Origin of the sequence: Streptomyces rugosispiralis, assembly GCF_024505145.1 — a bacterium.
Lineage (GTDB): Bacteria > Actinomycetota > Actinomycetes > Streptomycetales > Streptomycetaceae > Streptomyces > Streptomyces rugosispiralis.
In genome coordinates, this window is the sequence record NZ_JANIAA010000018.1 from 160,686 (window position 1) to 176,256 (window position 15,571).

At 72.7% G+C, this 15,571-nt stretch carries 17 protein-coding genes and 1 pseudogene; 9 read left to right on the forward strand and 9 right to left on the reverse strand.

Annotated features, from left to right (window positions below):
* Positions 1-9: 9 nt before the first annotated feature.
* Complete coding sequence (locus NP777_RS25445) at positions 10-786, reverse strand: class I SAM-dependent methyltransferase (protein WP_256652511.1); 777 nt, start codon at positions 784-786, stop codon at positions 10-12.
* Positions 787-903: 117 nt separating this feature from the next.
* Between NP777_RS25445 and NP777_RS25450 the strand changes: the two genes are divergently transcribed.
* Positions 904-1,566: a CGNR zinc finger domain-containing protein gene (locus tag NP777_RS25450; protein ID WP_308405217.1), complete on the forward strand. Its 663-nt coding sequence runs from the start codon at positions 904-906 to the stop codon at positions 1,564-1,566.
* A 104-nt stretch (positions 1,567-1,670) separates the two neighbouring features.
* On the opposite strand, the pseudogene NP777_RS48560 reads toward NP777_RS25450, so the two are convergent.
* Positions 1,671-1,931: pseudogene (locus NP777_RS48560) on the reverse strand (S24 family peptidase); the annotation flags it as partial.
* Positions 1,932-2,091: 160 nt separating this feature from the next.
* On the opposite strand from NP777_RS48560, the gene sodN reads away from it, so the two are divergent.
* A complete protein-coding gene (sodN, locus tag NP777_RS25460; protein ID WP_020868495.1) occupies positions 2,092-2,487 on the forward strand; it encodes a superoxide dismutase, Ni in 396 nt (131 codons plus the stop codon).
* Positions 2,488-2,631: 144 nt separating this feature from the next.
* On the opposite strand, the gene NP777_RS25465 is transcribed toward sodN, so the two are convergent.
* Entirely contained in the window at positions 2,632-3,192 is a 561-nt protein-coding gene (locus NP777_RS25465) for a TetR/AcrR family transcriptional regulator (protein WP_256652513.1), read from the reverse strand.
* A 130-nt stretch (positions 3,193-3,322) separates the two neighbouring features.
* On the opposite strand from NP777_RS25465, the gene NP777_RS25470 reads away from it, so the two are divergent.
* Complete coding sequence (locus NP777_RS25470) at positions 3,323-4,249, forward strand: NmrA family NAD(P)-binding protein (protein ID WP_256652514.1); 927 nt, start codon at positions 3,323-3,325, stop codon at positions 4,247-4,249.
* A 188-nt stretch (positions 4,250-4,437) separates the two neighbouring features.
* A complete protein-coding gene (locus NP777_RS25475) occupies positions 4,438-6,894 on the forward strand; it encodes a SpoIIE family protein phosphatase (protein ID WP_256652515.1) in 2,457 nt (818 codons plus the stop codon).
* Positions 6,895-6,984: 90 nt separating this feature from the next.
* On the opposite strand, the gene NP777_RS25480 is transcribed toward NP777_RS25475, so the two are convergent.
* Both NP777_RS25480 and NP777_RS25485 read right to left on the reverse strand, forming a co-directional pair.
* On the reverse strand, positions 6,985-7,494 hold the full coding sequence (locus tag NP777_RS25480) for a pyridoxamine 5'-phosphate oxidase family protein (RefSeq protein WP_256652516.1): 510 nt from the start codon (positions 7,492-7,494) through the stop codon (positions 6,985-6,987).
* Between the two features lie 111 nt (positions 7,495-7,605).
* Positions 7,606-8,730 carry a LysR family transcriptional regulator gene (locus tag NP777_RS25485; protein ID WP_391858571.1) on the reverse strand — a complete coding sequence of 375 codons (1,125 nt, stop codon included), beginning with the start codon at positions 8,728-8,730 and terminating at the stop codon, positions 7,606-7,608.
* Positions 8,731-9,035: 305 nt separating this feature from the next.
* On the opposite strand from NP777_RS25485, the gene snpA reads away from it, so the two are divergent.
* Together snpA and NP777_RS25495 are read left to right on the forward strand one after the other, a co-directional pair.
* A complete protein-coding gene (gene snpA / locus NP777_RS25490) occupies positions 9,036-9,701 on the forward strand; it encodes a snapalysin (RefSeq protein ID WP_256652518.1) in 666 nt (221 codons plus the stop codon).
* 277 nt (positions 9,702-9,978) lie between these two features.
* Positions 9,979-10,197 (forward strand): hypothetical protein, encoded by a 219-nt coding sequence (locus NP777_RS25495; protein ID WP_256652519.1) that lies wholly within the window; start codon positions 9,979-9,981, stop codon positions 10,195-10,197.
* Positions 10,198-10,276: 79 nt separating this feature from the next.
* On the opposite strand, the gene NP777_RS25500 is transcribed toward NP777_RS25495, so the two are convergent.
* Complete coding sequence (locus NP777_RS25500) at positions 10,277-10,720, reverse strand: STAS domain-containing protein (protein WP_256652520.1); 444 nt, start codon at positions 10,718-10,720, stop codon at positions 10,277-10,279.
* A 230-nt stretch (positions 10,721-10,950) separates the two neighbouring features.
* Entirely contained in the window at positions 10,951-11,352 is a 402-nt protein-coding gene (locus tag NP777_RS25505) for an STAS domain-containing protein (protein WP_256652521.1), read from the reverse strand.
* A gap of 219 nt (positions 11,353-11,571) precedes the next feature.
* Here NP777_RS25505 and NP777_RS25510 point away from each other — a divergent pair, with 219 nt between their 5' ends.
* From NP777_RS25510 to NP777_RS25520, 3 genes are all read left to right on the forward strand, one after another.
* Positions 11,572-11,823, forward strand: a complete 252-nt coding sequence (locus NP777_RS25510; RefSeq protein WP_256652522.1) for a hypothetical protein — start codon at positions 11,572-11,574, stop codon at positions 11,821-11,823.
* Positions 11,824-12,355: 532 nt separating this feature from the next.
* Positions 12,356-13,294: a beta-ketoacyl-ACP synthase III gene (locus NP777_RS25515; protein WP_256652523.1), complete on the forward strand. Its 939-nt coding sequence runs from the start codon at positions 12,356-12,358 to the stop codon at positions 13,292-13,294.
* An 81-nt stretch (positions 13,295-13,375) separates the two neighbouring features.
* Positions 13,376-13,771: a VOC family protein gene (locus tag NP777_RS25520; RefSeq protein WP_256652524.1), complete on the forward strand. Its 396-nt coding sequence runs from the start codon at positions 13,376-13,378 to the stop codon at positions 13,769-13,771.
* On the opposite strand, the gene NP777_RS25525 is transcribed toward NP777_RS25520, so the two are convergent.
* On the reverse strand, positions 13,760-14,491 hold the full coding sequence (locus NP777_RS25525; protein WP_256652525.1) for a helix-turn-helix domain-containing protein: 732 nt from the start codon (positions 14,489-14,491) through the stop codon (positions 13,760-13,762). The two genes, NP777_RS25520 and NP777_RS25525, sit on opposite strands and share 12 nt — an antisense overlap.
* On the reverse strand, positions 14,488-14,712 hold the full coding sequence (locus tag NP777_RS25530; protein WP_256652526.1) for a hypothetical protein: 225 nt from the start codon (positions 14,710-14,712) through the stop codon (positions 14,488-14,490). The genes NP777_RS25525 and NP777_RS25530 overlap by 4 nt, the downstream gene beginning before the upstream one ends.
* Positions 14,713-15,571: the final 859 nt, after the last annotated feature.

A 15,571-nucleotide genomic window follows, 5' to 3' on the forward strand; every position in this document is an offset into this window, starting at 1 on the left:
GCCCCGGGGTCACTTCAGCCCGAGCACCATCGCGTCCGAGGGCGAGCACCAGACGGCCCGCGCCTCGCCGAAGCCCCCCTCGCGCAGTGCCCCGACATGCCAGGCGACGGACTGCGTCTCACCGTCCGCGTGGTCGCCGTCGGCCGGGTTGCCGAAGATCGTGAACCGCTCGGCGACCGGCCCGGCCAGCACCTCGTCCCGTGCGGCGGTCCGCCACCAGTCCGCCCAGTCCTGGCTGCCCTCGGCCCTGGCCCGCGTCCGCCGCGCCTCCTGGTACGCGTGGTCGGCGGCGTTCAGCCGGGGCGTGGCCGGATCGGGCATATGGTCCGCGTTGAGGAACACCCCGCCCTCCCGCACCACGCCCGCGATCTGCCCGTACAGCACCCGCAGCTCGTCCGAGCGCAGCCAGTGGAGCGCCGTGGCGGTCAGCACGGCGTCGTACGCACGGTGCGGCAACCGCTCGGTCCAGCCGGGGTCGCGCAGATCGGCGGTCACGAACTCGGCGCGCGGCTCGGCCGCGAAGTGGCCGCGGGCGATCGTCAGCAGCGCGGGGTCGAGGTCCACGCCGGTGCTGGTGGCGCCCGGGAACCGGCGCAGCGCCCGGTCCGAGATACTGCCCGTGCCACACGCCAGGTCGAGGATCCGGGGCTCCGGGCCGACGATGGCCTCGACCGCGTCGAGCATCACCCGGAACCGTTCCTCACGATCGGGGAGGTACCACTCCTGCTGCCGGTCCCAGCTCCGCTGCCACGCCTGCCAGTCCGCCACGGCGACGGTGTCCGTCATCGAGCCCCTCCAAGCCATGCGTCATCGCCTCGGCGCATCCGCCCGTAATACCCTCGTAGGCAGAACGCCTCTTACCTGACCCGATATGACCCTAGACCGCCACCGTAAGGACCACAAGTGGAATTGGCTTATTACTCGGATCTCGCCGTGCGCCTGGTCAACAGCGAGGAGCCGAGCCGCGGCACCGACACCCTGACCTCGGTGGAGGCCGTACGGGCGCTCTTCGGGGAAAGCCAGCAGGCGGCCCGGCGGACGACCGACGCCGATGTCACCCGGCTGAGGTCGGTCAGGGCCCGGCTGCGCGCGGTCTTCGAGGCGGCGGCGGGCGGCGACGAGGTGCTGGCGGTGGACCTGCTGAACGCGCTGCTGATCGAGTTCCCGGTGAGCCCGCAGATCTCCGGCCACGAGACCCGCGACGAGGACGGCCGCCCCGACTGGCATATGCACATCGCGGACTACGCCGCCAACGCGGGCGCCGGCTTCGCCGCGACCGCCTCGATGGGGCTGGCCTTCCACCTCACCGAACTGGGCGCCGACCGGCTGGGCATCTGTGAGGCGTCACCCTGTCGCAACGCCTATCTCGACACATCGACAAATCGTTCCCGGCGCTACTGCTCCGACCGCTGCGCCACCCGCGCCAATGTGGCCGCCTACCGCGCCCGCAAACGCCTGGACGCCGAGCGGACGGCCGGCGCCGAGCGCAGCCGACGCCAGGACCGCGAGCCCACGGGCCGTACGGCGGACACCGCCCAGGAGACCAGCCCGGCCATCGACCGCTGACCACCTCGCCCGGCGCCGCGCAGCGGCCGCAGCCGCACCCAGGCCCGCGCCACCACCAGTTCGTCCGGCACGACGCCGAACTCCCGGCTGTCGTTCTCCACATACGGGTTGTCGCCCTTGACCCACCAGCCGCCGTCGCGCCGCTCCACCGCGCGCTTGACGATCAGCAGATCCTGCCGGAACGGATGGCGCAGAACCACCACGTCCCCCGGCCGTACGGGCGCGCCGTAGCGCACCACCAACTGGTCGCCGGGGTACAGCGTCGGCTGCATCGACGGGTTGTACACCTCCGCGAGCCCGATCCGCAGCAGCCCGCGCTGGTCGCGGTCCGACTCCTGCCCGCGATCGCCCTGCTGCTCCCGCATCACGGCACCTCCGGTCCTCACCCTGCACCCATCACGATCCCAGGCATCCCAGCCTTGCACTGGACTTTTGACCTAAGCCCCCCGGGGCACCCGAGAAAAGGCTTCCCCCACGGAGTAATCTCGCACCTGAGAAGACGATCACGAATGGAAGGACAGCTCTATGCTCTCCCGCCTGTTCGCCCCCAAGGTTCAGGTCAGCGCCCACTGCGACCTGCCCTGCGGTGTGTACGACCCGGCCCAGGCCCGCATCGAAGCCGAGTCCGTCAAGGCCGTCCAGGAGAAGTACCAGGCCAACGAGGACCCGCACTTCCGCGCCCGTGCCACCACCATCAAGGAGGAGCGCGCGGAGCTCGCCAAGCACCATGTCTCGGTGCTGTGGAGCGACTACTTCAAGCCTCCGCACTTCGAGAAGTACCCCGAGCTGCACCAGCTGGTCAACGACACCCTCAAGGCCCTGAGCGCGGCCAAGGGCTCGACCGACCCGGCCACCGGGCAGAAGGCCCTGGACTACATCGCCCAGATCGACAAGATCTTCTGGGAGACCAAGAAGGGCTGACCCCGCCCTTCCGTAGCACCACCAGACCGCACCCGAGCCGCCCCGAGTGGCCCGGGTGCGGTTTTCTTTGTCGTGAACTTTGCGTGAACCTTGCTGGTTTGCCTTGAACGTCCTTGCCGAGCGCCGCGGTTGACGCCCCGCCCCTCACCCCCGCGGGCTGATGCCCGCCACGGTCAGGCGCAGCAGCCGGGTCGCCTCGGTGGCCGGGTCGGGGTGGTGCTGGGTGGTCAGGGCGATGCCGGCGACCAGGGTGACCAGGTCGACCGGGGTCACGCCGGGGGCCACCGCGCCGACCTGAGCGGCTCGCCGCAGCAGGGGTTCGCCCGCCTCGGCGAGGGTGCTGACGCAGGGGTTCGCGTGCTCCGGGTCGAGTTCCCCGTTCCGCAGGAGCGCGGCGGCCAGGCCCTGGACGGTGGCGGAGTAGACGGTGAGCGCGTCCAGCCAGTCCAGCAGGGCGGCCCGTATGTCGTCCGCCTCCGCGAGTTCACGGGCACGGGCGGCCAGGGATTCGATGCGCTCGCGGAAGACCGCTTCCAGCAGGGCGTGCCGGGTGGGGAAGTGGCGGCGCACGGTGGCCGAGCCGACTCCGGCGGTGCGGGCGATCTGTTCCAGGGAGGCCTCGGCGCCGTGGGTGGCGACCTCCTCCTCGGCGACGGCGAGGATGCGCGCGTAGTTGCGCCGGGCGTCCGCGCGCTGGGCGGGCATGGCGGTCACCTCCGGGTTGCTAAGTGGCGGGGTCCTCCGTATCGTACCGAGACATAAGTGGCGGGGCCCGCCGTTTAGCCTTTCCGGTCGACTTGTCGATGAGTCGATTCACCTCTGCCCGAGGAGCAGCATGCCTTCGCAATCCCCGACGTCCGCCCCCGTCCTTGTCACCGGTGCCACCGGACAGCAGGGCGGTGCCACCGCCCGCGCCCTGCTCTCGGCGGGCGTTCCCGTGCGGGCCCTGGTCCGCGACCCCGCGACCGAGCGGGCCAAGGCCGTGGCGGCGCTCGGCGCCGAGCTGGTCAAGGGCGACCTCCTCGACCTCGACTCGGTGCGGCGGGCCGCCGAGGGGGCGCGTGCCGTCTTCTCGATCCAGATGCCCGATATGAACGATCTCCAGGGCGACTCCGAGTGGGTCCAGGGGCGCAACCTGATCGACGCCGCGCGGGACGCGGGGGTGGCGCAGTTCGTGCACACCTCCGTCTCCGGCGCCGGGCAGCACCACACCGCGCCCGGCTGGGCGGAGGGCCGCTGGGCGGCGATGGAGCACTACTTCGCGACCAAGACCGGCCTCCAGGACCGGGTCCGCGAGGCGGGCTTCCGCCACTGGACGCTGCTCAAGCCCGCCTTCTTCATGGAGAACTTCCTGTCCCTGCTCCCGAACGGCCCCGAGGGCGGCCTGGCCACCATCCTCAAGCCCGGCACCGAACTCGCCCTCATCGCCGTCGCCGACATCGGCACGGCGGCCGCCGCGGCCTTCGCCGACCCGGAGCGGTTCCACGAGGTCGAGCTGGAGCTGGCGGGCGACCACATGACCATGGCCCGGGTCGCCGAGGTCCTCTCCGAGGTCACGGGCACCGATCTGACCGCCCCGTCGATGACCGTGGACGAGGCGCTCGCCGCCGGGATGCCGCAGTGGGGCCTCGGACATGAGTGGACGAACACGGTCGGCCAGCCCGCCCGCCCCGAGTTCGCGCGGGCCCTCGGCCTCCCGCTCACCGGCTTCGCCGAGTGGGCCGGACGCCATCTGCGGCCCGCGCGGCCCACGGTGGTCTGACCCGCGCGCTCCCACGCGCTCCCCAAGGCGTCCACTCCGGGCTCGGGCTCCGGGCTCCGGGCTCCGGGCTCCGGGCTCCGGGCTGTGGTTGATGCCCGGACCGGAGTGGACGAGGGTGGAAGGGAGCCCTGGTGGACGGACCCGGTGCCGTCCCGGAGGGATGGTGCCGTCCCGGAGGGATGGCGAGGATGAAGCGCCACGACGGCGGCCCCGCGCGGCAGCGGGGCGGCTTCGACGAAGCGGATACCGCACGCGCCACCGTCAGCGACGATGGGACGCTGACCAGCTGGAACGAGGGCGCCCGTCGGCTGCTCGGGCATCCGTCCCCCGATGTCGTGGGGCGGCCCGCCGCCGAGCTGCTGGCCGATCCGGGCCGTGCGACGGACGCCGAGGCCCGCCGTGCCCGCACCCGGCTGACCCGGTGGCACGGGACCGTGGCGCTGCGCCACCGGGACGGCCACGAGGTCCCCGTACCGCTGCTGGCGCACCGCAGACGGCCGGAGGGCGACTGGCTGCTGGTGACCGCGGCACCCCACGCGGAGCAGCCCTCCGAGTCGTGGAACGACGCGCTGATGCAATGGGCCTACACCCAGTCGCCCTGCCCGATGGCGATCTACGACGCCGATATGCGGCTGCGCAAGGTGAACGCCGAGATGGCCCGCGTCACCGGCCTCCCCGAGTCGGAGATCCGCGGTCTGCGGCTGTCGGAGATCAAGGGCAAGCTCCAGAGCGAACAGCTCGAGGCGGCCATGCACCATGTGCTGACCACCGGCGAGCCGCGCGAGGTGGAGACGTATCTGCGCACCGGCAGCGGCGAGATCAAGGAACAGGCCTGGTCGACCCGGTTCGCCCCGCTGCAGGCGAGGGACGGCCGGGTGTACGCGGTCTGCATGGCGGCGCACGACATCACCGATCAGTATCTGGCCCGCCAGCGGCTGCTGCTGCTGAGCGCGGCCAGCGAACGGATCGGCTCCACCCTCGACATCGACCACACCGCGCAGGAGCTCGCCGACGTCTGCGTACCGCGGCTGGCCGACTACGCCAGCATCGACCTGCTGGACCGGCTGACCCAGGAGGAGGAGCTGCCGTCCGGGCCGCTCGCCGACCCGGTCGTGCTGCGCCGCACCGCCCGGCAGTCCATTTACGAGGGATGCCCCGAGTCCGTGGTGCCGGTGGGGAAGGTGGACACCTACCCGCAGGTCTCGCCGATGGCCGAATGCCTGGTGGCGGGGCATCCCATCATCCACACGTCCACCGACCCCTCGATCGCCGAGTGGGGTGCGCTGAAGCCCGAGCGCGCCGGGACGATCCGGCGGTTCGGCGTCCACTCGATCATGTCGGTGCCGATCCGGGCGCGGGGGACGACGCTCGGGGTGGCCGTGTTCGCCCGCCACCGCACCCCCGAGGCGTTCACCCAGGACGATGTGGTGCTGGCCGAGGAGATCACCACCCGGGCCGCCGTCTGCGTGGACAACGCCCGACGCTTCACCCGGGAGCGCAACACCGCCCTGGCGCTTCAGCGCAGCCTGCTGCCGCAGACCCTGCCCCAGCCGCCGGCCGTCGAGGTCGCCTCCCGCTATCTGCCCGCGGGTCCGTACGCGGGGGCGGGCGGGGACTGGTTCGACGTCATCCCGCTCTCCGGGGCGCGGGTCGCGCTGGTCGTGGGCGATGTGGTCGGCCACGGCATCCAGGCGTCGGCCACCATGGGCCGGCTGCGGACGGCGGTCCGTACCCTCGCCGACGTCGATCTGCCGCCGGACGAGCTGCTCACCCACCTCGACGACCTGGTGATCCATCTGGCCGCGGAGACCGGGGCCGAGGAGGCCACCGGCGATGTGGGGGCCACCTGTCTGTACGCGGTCTACGACCCGGTCTCGCACCGCTGCTCGCTGGCCGCGGCCGGACACCCGGCCCCGGCGCTGACCAGGCCCGACGGCTCCGTGGAGTTCCTGCCGGTGCCGCCCGGACCGCCGCTCGGGGTCGGCGGGCTGCCCTTCGAGGCGATGGAGACCGAGCTGCCCGAGAACGCCGTGCTCGCCCTCTACACCAACGGGCTGATGGGCGAATGGGACCGCGATGTGGACGAGGGGCGTCTGCTGCTGGCGGACGCGCTGGCCCACCCCTGCGGCTCGCTGAGCGGCACCTGCGACGCCGTACTGCGGACGCTCCTCCCCGGCGAGGGCGTACTGGACGACGTGGCGCTGCTGCTCGCCCGCACCCGCACCCTGGACACGGCGCACGTGGCCACCTGGGACGTGCCCGCCGACCCGGCGTGGGTGGCCCGGTCCCGCCGGGACGTGACGGAGCGGCTGACCGAATGGGGGCTCGACGAGGCCGTCTTCACCACCGAGCTGGTCGTCAGCGAGCTGGTCACCAACGCCATCCGGCACGCCGTCCCGCCCATCCAGCTACGGCTGATCCATGACCACTCGCTGATCTGCGAGGTCACCGACTCCTCCAGCACCGCCCCGCATATGCGCCGCGCCCGCACCTTCGACGAGGGCGGCCGCGGGCTGCTGCTGGTCGCGCGGCTCAGCCAGCGCTGGGGAAGCCGGCAGACCGCCGAGGGCAAGACGATCTGGTCGGAGCAGACGCTTCCGGTGGGGCTGCCCGGCGGGCTGCTCGGCCTGGACCAATTGGGCTGACTGGGCTCACTGGCTTGACTGGCCTCACTGGCTTGACTGGGCCGACTGGGCCGAACGGCCCGGGGCTCGGCGGGGGGCGTCCCGTAGGCGTCAGAAGCGCCAGCGCGTCTGGCCGTACTCGCCCTTGCGGAAGCCGAACGCCGTGGCCGGGGCGACCCGGAAGACCAGGGCCGCATGGCTCTCGTGGTGGAAGGCGCCGTCGCGCACCTCGAAGGTCCACTCGTCGCCGTACTTCTCCACGTACGCCGCGGCGATCCGCCGGAGCGTGGCGTCGTCCCGCACCGGCTCGGCCGCGCCCTCGACCACCAGGTCGAGCCCCTCGCGCAGCACCCCCGCACCCGTGGTGAGGACGCAGCGCGGATCGTGCGCGAGGTTGCGGGCCTTCTGCTCGGTGGGGCCGGTGCAGAAGCAGAGCGCTCCGTCGAGCCAGACGGCGATGAGCGGGGTGACGTGGGGACGGCCGTCCCGGCGGACCGTGGACAGCCAGTAGAGCTCCGCCGCCGCCAGCCGCACACGCCCCTCCGGCCAGCCGGTGGCGGTGGCGTCCGGGCTGCTGAAACGGGTGTCCAGCGCGGTCTGCGGTTCGTGCTCGGTGATCATCTGCTCGCTCCTCGCATGGTGTGGCGGGCCGGTGCGGTCCCGTGTGCTTGGACCGCCCGGCGGAGCGAAAGTCATCGCTCGCCACCCCTTCGGGGCCTCGCCACCCCCGCGCTACGAGACCTCGGCGGGCCCGGCGAGCCCCAGGATGTCGAGCTCGTCGCGGGTCGGGGGCTCCTGGAGGCGCAGCAGCGGGCTCTCGTTGCGGACCAGCCACTGGCGGTACGCGACGCTCGCCCAGGCGATCTCGAAGTACGCGTCCGCCAGGTCGCCGAAGAGGGCGTCCACGTCGATGGGTCCACCGGACGCCGTGGCCTCGACGCCGAGGGGCGCGGCGGACGCCGCGTCCGGGGCGGTTTCGGCGGCACCGGTACGGACCACCGCGTCCGGAGCGGATCCGCCGTCGCCGGTACGGGCCGCCGGAGCCGCCCGTGAGGCCAGGAACAGCCGGACCGTCAGCGGATCCCCGTGCAGCGGGCGGACCGCCACGCCCTGGCGGGACCGCGCGGTGGGCTGGCAGGGTGTGACCACCTCGCCCGAGGCGACCAGGTCGGCGGCGGTCAGATAGTCCCCATAGACCACCCTCGGATTGAGCCCGGCGGCGGCCAGCACCCGGCGCAGCCCGGGGCCCTCGCCGTCCACGCTGGGGTCCACCATCCACTGGTCGGCGGCGAGCTCGGCGAGCCGCACCACGGGCCGCGCGGCGGCCGGATGGGTTTCGGCCAGCGCCACGAACTGCGGCTCCCGCTCCACGAGCACCCGGCGCTCCACGCCCTCGGGCACCCGCAGCGGCGCGCCCTCGACCTCGTGGACGAAGGCGACGTCGAGCTGGTTGGCGGCGACCATCTGCAGCAGCGCGTTGGCGGAGACGTCGATGTGGATGGTGGTGTCCGCGTCGGGGTAGCGGGCGCGCAGCCTGCGCAGCCAGCCGACCACGGCGCGGCTGCCGGTGCTGCCGATGCGCAGCCGGGCGTCGGCGGTCTGCCCCGCCTCCAGCCGGACCTCGCTGACGAGGGCGTTCATCTCGGCAACGATCGGCCGGGCGCGACACAGCACGGACCGCCCCAGCGGGGTCGGCCGACTGCCGGTGACCTCCCGCGAGAACAGCCGGCCACCGATGGTGTTCTCGATCCGCCGGAGCTGGGTCGTCAAGGATGGCTGGGTCATGCCGAGTTGACGCGCAGCCTTCCGTAGGCTGCCGGTGTCGGCTATGGCGCACAGTGCACGGAGGTGCCTCACCTCGAGCTCCACGGCGGGAGCATAACTGCGCACTTGTCCGTCACACCAGACTCTGAAACCCCGCCAACTCGTACCGGAAACGATCAATCGGCGGTCAAACACGGGTCAACGGGGTGTCAAACGCCGGTCATCGGACGGCTTCCGAACACCCGGCGGGGGAGATGCCCTCGTCCTATCACCAGTTGATATCTCCGCGTACGGCCGGTTCTCCTCAAGACTCTGCGTCAGCCAAGAGTTCATCCCACGGCCCCGGCCGCCACCCCACACGGCGACCGGGGCCCGAGGACGATGAGGAGCCCCCCACCATGTCACTCCCCAAGCTGGCGCTGTCCGCGACGATCGGCCTCGGCCTGGCGGTCTCCCTGTCCGCCATGCCCGCGTCCGCGGCCACGCCCGACCACTCCACGGCCCAGCGCGGTGCCGCGGCCGCCGCCTACACGGCGAGCGGCGAGGAGCGGGCCGACACCGACGCCTTCATCAAGGCCGTCATGAAGTCGGCGCTGGAGAAGCGGGCCAAGGCGCGCAGCGCGACGGCGGCCGTCACCGTGACCTACAGCGCGAGCCAGGCCCCCACCTTCAAGTCGGTGATAGCCCGCTCCACCCAGATCTGGAACTCCGCGGTGAGCAACGTGAAGCTCCAGGAGGGCGGCAGCCCGGACTTCACCTACCGCGAGGGCAATGACCCCCGGGGCTCGTACGCGAGCACCGACGGGCACGGCAGCGGCTATGTCTTCCTGGACTACGCCCAGAACCAGCAGTACGACTCGACCCGGGTCACCGCGCACGAGACCGGCCATGTGCTGGGCCTGCCGGACCACTACTCGGGTCCGTGCAGCGAGCTGATGTCCGGTGGCGGCCCCGGCACGTCCTGCACCAACTCGCAGCCGAACCAGGCCGAGATCAGCCGCGTGAACCAGCTCTGGGCCAATGGCCTGGCCAAGCTCGAGAAGCAGCTGGCCAAGAGCCACTGAGCCACCCGCTGGGCCCGTCGGCCCGCCGAACCCGCTGATCCGCTGATCCGCTGGATCAGGGCCTGACCGCCCGCACCCGGTTCCCGACGCCGGGTGCGGGCGCTCGGCGTGCGCGGGCGCTCGGCGCGTGCGGACGCTCGGCGCGTGCGGACGCCGGGGCCCCGCGCACGGGAAGCGACGCCACCTCCGGCCGGAGGTACCGTATAGACACCAGGAGCATTTCGCACAAACCGGCCGGATCCCCTCCAGCTGTGGGCCCGGCCCCAGGGAGTGAGCCATGGAGACCCTGATCACCGTGGTCGTCATCCTCGCGCTGATCGCCGTGGGCGCCCTGCTGATCCACCGGACCAATGTCCAGAACGGCAACCGCATGTCCCCCGAGAGCCACGAGACCCTCCCGGGCGGCGGGCGGCCCCGCCATCGCGCCTGGGGCCGCGGGCGGCAGCACCGGGGCCATCGGGTGACTCCTCCCCCGCCCCACGACCGCCGCCCCTGAGCTGGGCCACCGCACCACGCGCGAGCGCGCCCCGCGGGGTGTCCGGCGGGGCTTCCCGGCCCTCTCCCCTTCGTCTCCCCTAGTCCAGCGCCTCGTCCAGCGCCTCGTCCAGCGTGGCCACCGGTTCGAGCACATCCAGCATCCGCCCCGCCCGCAGAGTGCGGAGGATCAAGGCGTCGTCGCAGACCAGCCGCAGCCGCCCGCCACGCTCCTGGACACGCCGATGGGCCCGGCACAGCAGTCCCAGGCCCGAGCAGTCGAAGAAGGCGGTCGGGCGTAAGTCCACGATCACCGCGGGCCGGTCCCCGGCCGTGGCCGCGTCCAGCGCCGGCCCCACGCTTCCCACCCCGGCGATATCGATCTCCCCGTGGAGCTCCACGATGGTGTACCCGCCGACCCGGTGCGTACGGGCCCGAGCAACGGCGTCATCGGACGGATCCCCGCCCACGGCCTCCCGCGCGGCGTTCTGGGCACCGCGATCCATCGGCACCGGCGCATCACGGGGAGCGCCTTGCTGCGTCATCGCGATATCCCCTCGGAACGGCACACTGCCCCCTCTCACCTTCGTCAGGTCCCGGAAGCGGGCAGGGTCGGGCATCGGGTGCGAAATCCGCCGGGTCCTTCAGGGCGACGTCCCGCGAGCGTAAGGGGGTGACCCCCGGTTACAGAGGGAGGGACGCAGCATTCCGCCGGTAAAGACCGCTCGTTCGAGTGAATTTCGGTTCTTACTATTGACACTTGGTCAGATACGACCTATCCGAGGGCGTCACCGCCTCCTCCGGCCGCCGGACCCGACGCACCCGCCGCGCCCGCGATCGCCGGAGTCAGATCTTCCAGCACCTCGAAGGCGTCGTCCAGCCGGACCATGCGCAGCAGCCGCAGAAAGCGCGGATCGGCGATGACGAGCCGCAGCCGCCCGTCCCGTTCCAGCACGCGATTGCGCAATCGGCACATTAACGACAATCCGGCACAGTCCAGGAACGTGACCGGTCGCAGGTCCAGGATCAGATCCGGGCACCGCACCTGAACGAGGGAATCGAGCCGAGCCACGATCCGCCCCACGGCGAAGATGTCCAGCTCTCCCGCGATCTCGGCGACGGTGACGCCGCCGAGTGCGTGGACTCGGACGCCGAAGGCGGGCCGATCATCGAACATGCAAGCCTCCTTGACCTGGTGGAGGCGCGCGACACCGGAGCCCGCAGCAACGCCGGCCATCGCCGGGGTCCAGGCCGGCCCTTCATTAGATGACATACCCATCTACCGGCTGACCAGTCAACGAACGGCCCGGCACGTGTCGTTGGCCTATTAGGGCCCCTCGGCCGCGAACCGTTACTCGCCGGTAAGGCGGAGGTCTTCTCATGTCCACCGGCAGCCGTGAGCATGCCACCCGGCAACCGCCTCGACGTGAAGGAAGTGACCGATGACAGCAGGACGCGCGCGATCACGGCGGCTCGGCATGACGACGGCGGTCGTCGCCCTCGCCATCGGCGCCGGCGGAACGGCCACCACGGCGACCGCCGCCACGCCCGGCACCACCGCCGCCACCGCCGCCACCAGCGGGCCATCGTCCTGGACATCGACAACACCTCGCTGAAGACGGACCTCGGCTTCGGCTACCGTCCCTGAACAGTGAGCGGGAGGATCCCCCGCACTGGCACGCCCCGAACGGTTTTGGGCGTACTGGTCCCCGGCGGACTCGATCCCGGGGCGGCGGCACGGATCCTGTCCCTGGTCCGGTCCCAGGAGGCCGGTTCCCTGTGCGACCTGGCCTGTGGGCTCGGCCAGAGGCGACGGGGAGGCCCTGAACCATCACTCCGGTGGAGCAGGGGCCCCGCACGCTGGCACCGAACCCGGCGTCCCAGATAGCGACTTCACGCTACCCGGCCACGCGGGGAACACCGCACGTCCGGAAACCGACCATCACACGATCGAGCTAAAGCGACTTGCGCTCACTCCTCGGTCAGCAACTGGCAACCCCCGACCCCCGACCCCCGCCGGGGAAAGGCCGGGAACTCCAGATCTTGGCGCCCAAGATTGGTGAGTAACCCGAGCGCACGGCACGTCTGCTCCGCTCAAGACTGGACACACCGCAGACTGTCCGTCGAGATCTCCGCAAAATTGCGCGGATACGTCGACACTGGCGCGAAGGGGATGACCGATGACCGGCTCGCACGTACTGGCGCTCGGCCACTACCAGCCCGCGAAGGTGCTCGGCAACGACGACCTCGCGGCCATGGTCGACACCAGCGACGAGTGGATCCGCAGCCGGGTGGGCATCCGCACCCGCCATCTCGCCCGCGCCGACGAGACGGTCGACGAGATGGCCGCGGCGGCCGCCGCCAAGGCGCTGGCCAACAGCGGGCTCGCCCCCTCCGACATCGACCTCGTGCTCGTCGCCACCTGTACGGCGATGGACCGCAGCCCCAATATGGCGGCCCGGGTCGCCGCCCGGCTCGGGCTGGCCCGCCCCGCCACCATGGACCTCAATGTGGTGTGCGCGGGCTTCACCCACGCCCTCGCCACCGCCGACCACACCGTCCGGGCCGGGGCGGCGAGCGCGGCCCTGGTCATCGGCGCGGAGAAGTTCACCGCGGCCACCGACTGGACCGACCGCTCCACCTGCGTGCTGACCGGCGACGGCGCGGGCGCGGCCGTGGTGGTGGCCGCCGAGCGGCCGGGCGTCGGCCCGGTGGTGTGGGGTTCGGTCCCGGAGATGGGCCGCGCGGTCCGTATCGAGGGCACACCGCCCCGCTTCGCGCAGGAGGGCCAGACCGTCTACCGCTGGGCCACCACCCATCTGCCGCCGATCGCGCGGGAGGTGTGCGCACGGGCCGGGCTCTCCCCGGAGGACCTGGCCGGTGTCGTACTGCACCAGGCCAATCTGCGGATCATCGAGCCGGTCGCCCGCAAGCTGGGCGCGGTCAACGCGGTGATCGCCCGCGATGTGGTGGACTCCGGCAACACCTCGGCGGCCAGCATCCCGCTCGCCCTCTCCAAGCTGGTCGAACGCGGGGAGGTGCCGTCCGGCGCCCCGGTGCTGCTCTTCGGCTTCGGCGGCAACCTGTCGTACGCGGGCCAGGTCATCCACTGCCCCTGACTGAGTGCGCCCCGGGCCGCCCTCGACGGGGACGTCCGATTCGTTCAAGACCGCCCGCCCGGGGCTCCCTACGCTGCCCGTATGACAGCACGATTCGACGCCATCGGCCTGGTCGTCGCCGACATGGCCGCCACCCTCGCCTTCTACCGCCGCCTCGGCCTCGACATCCCAGCCGACGCCGACACCCAGCCCCACGTCGAGGCCGCCCTGCCCGGCGGCGCGCGGCTGATGTGGGACACCGTCGCGACGGTGCGCTCCTTCGACCCGGAGTGGACCCCGCCGAGCGGCTCCCACCAGGTGAGCCTGGCTTTCGCCTGCGACAGCCCGGCCGACGTGGACAAGACCTACCAGGACCTGGTGGAGGCGGGGGTGCGCGGCAAGCTGGAGCCGTGGGACGCGCCCTGGGGCCAGCGCTACGCCACGGTCCTCGACCCCGACGACAACGGCATCGACCTGTTCGCCCCGCTACCCTCCTGAGCCCCGCAGCAGGCGTCCCAGGGGCACCCCCGCCAGCGCGTGGACGTCGCGGGCGAGATGGGCCTGGTCGGCGTAGCCAGCGGTGGCCGCGACCTCCGCGAAGGGGAGGCCGGTGCGCGCCAGGTCCAGGGCCCGGTTCAGCCGGAGCACCCGGCCCAGCGTCTTGGGGCCGTAGCCGAACGCGGCGAGGGAGCGGCGGTGCAGCTGTCGCTCCCCCAGGCCCACGTCGGCGGCGATCCCGGCCACTCCCGCCCCGCGCGAGACCCCCGCGACGATCGCGGCGAGCACCGGATCGGGTGGTTCCGCCGTCCGCAGCCGTCCGAAGGCCGCCGCCTCCAGCAGGCGGCCCGTGGCCGTCCGCCCGGTCGCGATCCGCTCGGCCAGCCGCCGGACCTCCGCGCCCGGCCAGAGCGCGGCCAAGGGCACCCGCAGATCGCGGAGTTCATGCGCCGGTACGCCCAGTACGGCGGGGCCGGTACCGGGTGCGAACCGCAGCCCCACCGCGCGGCTGCCCGGCGCGCCGGGGGCCAGGTGCGCGCGGGTGTCCGGCCCGGCGACCAGCAGCTCGCCGTCCGGCCCCGGCCCCGCCTCGCTCCAGATCAGATCCGTGCAGCCGTCGGGGAGCACCCGCTGCGGCCCGGTGCCGGCCGTACGGGTCCACACCACGGCGCCGTGGCCGATCAGCGCCCTCCGCTCCCGGTACTCGCTCGAGGCGCTCAAGGGACCTCGCGCAGATACATCGCACCGCAGGAGTGGCAGAAGGGCCCCGCGTCGCCCGTGGCCCACAGGTCGGCGGCCTGGGTCTCGGCGTCCGGGCCCAGCTCCCGACCGCACATCGCGGTCGTTCCGTTTCCGCGGACCATGTGCCAGATCTTGACCGGCGCGCCCGCGACCCGCCCGGAGCTGCCCTCCTCGTATTCGGCGCGCATCTCATGCTGCATGGCGGTACACCTCCTGCTCACCACCACTACCCTCCATGCTCCCGCCACACCAGGCCCCGCGCCACCTCCACCAACGCGCCACCCACGCGCCCGCGCGCCCGCGCCGGATCCATGCGCCTCACGCTACGGGCTGCCCGACGGGTCTTCCCCCTCCCCGCCCCTTCCCGACACCAAGAGCTGCGCCCCTGGACCCCGAGGCCTGGGGCTAGGTGTGTTGTCCCGGCACGCGGCGGAGCCGCATATCGACGCCACGGGGAGGGGCGGAGCCCCGGTCCGGGGGCCTCTGGGGCGGAGCCCCGGTTTCGGGACTCGGGGCGGAGCTCCGGCCCGGAGCCAGGGGCGCCCCCCTGGACCGGGGTCTGGGGCGGAGCCCCGGTCCAGGGTCTGGAGCGAACCCCGGTCCAAGGTCTGGGGCAGAGCGCCGATCCGAGGCCCGGGACGAACCCCCGGACCGGGACCCGGGACGAACCCCCAGACCGGGACCCGGGACGAACCCCCGGACCGGGACCCGGGACGAACCCCCAGACCGGGACCCGGGACGAACCCCCAGACCGGGACCCGGGACGAACCCCCAGACCGGGACCCGGGACGAACCCCCAGACCGGGACCCGGGACGAACCCCCGGACCGGGACCCGGGACGAACCCCCGGACCGGGACCCGGGACGAACCCCCGATCCGGTGCCCGGGACGAACCCCCGGACCGGGACCCGGGACGAACCCCCGATCCGGTGCCCGGGACGAACCCCCGGACCGGGGTCTGGGGCGGAGCCCCAGTTTCGGGAAGGGGCGGGGAGGGGAACAGCCCGCCGCAGGCGGCACGATCCGCCGGACACCCCAGCACCCCCAGCACCCCCACCC